We start from the raw sequence: 2,394 nt of genomic DNA, 5'->3' as shown, positions 1-2,394 counted from the left end.
GCCTGGCGTACACGCTCCACGGTGCGATAGCGCTCGCTGCGGTTCTGTTGCTTTTGCACATCGCTGCCACCTTCCAGCGCGAAGGCGTGCAGCCAGTCCACCTGTGGCCGCCAGGTCAACGAGGTAATGGCACCGTACTGGTCTTCGTAGGTGTCTCGTCCCTGTTGCGAGCTGGTACGCCAGTATTGAGTCCAGCGACGATCGTCGAAGGTATTGAGGTAGGTCTTGGCTGACCACGACAAAGTGTCGGCCAGGTCGGTATCGAAGTGCACGCTGACTTGGTTCATCCGCCATCCGCCGCGTCCCCTTGTCCGTAGCGTTGTAGTCATTGCACATGCGCGGATGACGGCGGGCGTCATCCTCGGTCAGGTAGCCCGCCTCCTGAGCTTCTGACTCGTAGTGACGGGCAATCAGACCAAGGCGGTAGCTGCCATCGTCGGGGGTGTAGACCACTTGCCGCCGAAGCTGTAGCGCTCGGTATCGGCATGGTCACGGTAGCCATCAACCTGCTGGCGAGCGAAGAAGTAGTTCTGCGTCCAATTGCTGGTCTCGATGCCCTTGGCCAGTTGAACCTCACGCGTATTGAAGCTGCCGTAGCGCAGGCGCGCCTTGTTGTAGTTGCCCCCGGTGCGGGTGTGGATATTGACGTTACCGGCGATGTTGTTGAGGCCGTAGCGTGGATCGCTGGTACCACGCACCACTTCGATGCTGTCGATGTCCATGGGGAACACCGAGTCGATGAAGGGCATGTTGCCGTCGTTGGTGTTGCTGGGGACGCCATCGATCAGCAACTTGACCGCGTTCACTTCGCCTTCGCCATTGAAGCCGCGAAACGACAGCTTGCCCGAGGTGGTGCCCTGGTTGAATTCGGTCAGCAACACCCCGGGCGCGCGCCTGAACAGCTCCCAGCTGTAAGCCACCGGAATTTTCTCGAGGATGTCGCCGCCCAGGATATCCACCGAGCTGAGCACGCTGCTGGTGGCCAGCGGGCCGCTTTCGGTACTGGTCACGTTGACCGCGCCAAGGGTGAGGGTGGAGTTTTCAGCAGGCAGTGTTTCGGCCACGGCCAGTGTCAGGGGGCTGAGGCTGAACAAAGCGAGCACGGGCAAGGCAGCACGTGCGGTACAACGGAACGCAGGCATGGAAAGTTTCCTGGCTAGACAGTCGGGCAGGGCTGCGCACCGCAGGTCACGGGGCAGCTGTTGGCAATCAGCGACGGGGCAGGCCAGGGGAGAGGCGCGGGGGTTGAGCTTTGGCCACTGCTCACGCGGCAGTGGCAACCTATGGCTGTCACCGAGCAGAAGCGCATCGGGCCAGAACCGCGGGAACAGGTGGCGATAGTATTCGCTGGCCAGCAGGCTATGCCCGGCATGGCCACAGCAGCAGTCGCCCGCCTGGTGTTTCGTTTCCGGCTGGTCACCGAGTTGGGGCAGCTCGGCCTTCAGCTGGGCCAGCAGTGACTTGGGCAGGCTCTGTGCACCGTGCAGGCTGCAAAAGCTACCGAGAATCAGGGATTAGCTGTCGACGCGGGGTGTTTGCAAGGCACGGTCAAGCGGCATCGCCAGCAGGTTGAACAGCACGGCGAAGCAGGCGAACAGACAGAGATGCGCACGCGCTCTTGAAAGTATGAATCACCCATGAAAACGTCGCGCGCATTAAGCCGTATCGGTGACGGGCAGTTCAAGTTCCGTGACGCGCTATTTTGTCGCATGCGCTAATGACCGCTGTCGTGTCTGGCGCCATTACAGAACTTGCGCAGGGCTGGAGCTCATTGTCATTTGGGTTTGAACTTGAACCGCGTTAGGATTCTCTAACTAGCACCCCACCCACTTCGGAGTAAGTACATGTCGCGTCTGGCAGAGTTTCGTCAGCTTGAACAAAAACTGGCCCAGCAATTGGCTGAACTTGAAGCGCTGAAAGGGTCGTCTGAGCTGCAGAAAGAAATCGAGTTCGAAACAAAACTACGCGACCTGCTAGCCAAATATGGCTATAGCCTGCGTGACATCATCAATTTGCTCGATCCGCAGGCCAACCGCCAGTCAGCCCCTGCGGCCACAGCGAAAGCACCGCGCCGTGCCCGACAGGTGAAACACTACAAGAATCCGCACTCTGGCGAAGTTATCGAGACCAAAGGCGGCAATCACCGCCAGTTGAAAGAGTGGAAGCAGCAATACGGCGCGGATGAAGTCGAAAGTTGGGTCGCCCGCTAATCCGTACCGCGCACAACTGAGCAATTGGGGCCGTTCTGTGCCCCGTCGCCGGCATGCCAACTCCCACAGGAACAGCACAGCCCTCAAGCATTGCATGGTCCTGTGGGAGATTCTATGGTTTCTGGCAAGGGTAGCCGCAGCACCTTCAGCGCCTGTGAGATCGAGCGCCGCCCGCGCGGCGCAT

1 protein-coding gene and 2 pseudogenes are annotated in these 2,394 nt (G+C 59.9%); 1 reads left to right on the top strand and 2 read right to left on the bottom strand.

Annotated elements, in window-relative coordinates; translation table 11 throughout:
- Positions 1-1,142, bottom strand: a pseudogene (locus tag EGJ22_RS25790) (TonB-dependent receptor); the annotation flags it as partial.
- A gap of 81 nt (positions 1,143-1,223) precedes the next feature.
- A pseudogene (locus tag EGJ22_RS26755) lies at positions 1,224-1,628 on the bottom strand (DUF2946 family protein); the annotation flags it as partial.
- A gap of 216 nt (positions 1,629-1,844) precedes the next feature.
- On the opposite strand from EGJ22_RS26755, the gene EGJ22_RS25780 reads away from it, so the two are divergent.
- On the top strand, positions 1,845-2,210 hold the full coding sequence (locus EGJ22_RS25780; protein ID WP_029887455.1) for a histone-like nucleoid-structuring protein, MvaT/MvaU family: 366 nt from the start codon (positions 1,845-1,847) through the stop codon (positions 2,208-2,210).
- Positions 2,211-2,394: the final 184 nt, after the last annotated feature.

Origin of the sequence: Pseudomonas sp. p99-361 (genome assembly GCF_003935475.1) — a bacterium.
Classification (GTDB): domain Bacteria; phylum Pseudomonadota; class Gammaproteobacteria; order Pseudomonadales; family Pseudomonadaceae; genus Aquipseudomonas; species Aquipseudomonas juntendi.
This window is presented reverse-complemented; position numbering and strand designations above follow the sequence as displayed.

Bases quoted from the DNA above. Each gene is read 5' to 3' on its own strand.
- EGJ22_RS25780 (WP_029887455.1), top strand. From the start codon at position 1,845: ATGTCGCGTCTGGCAGAGTTTCGTCAGCTTGAACAAAAACTGGCCCAG.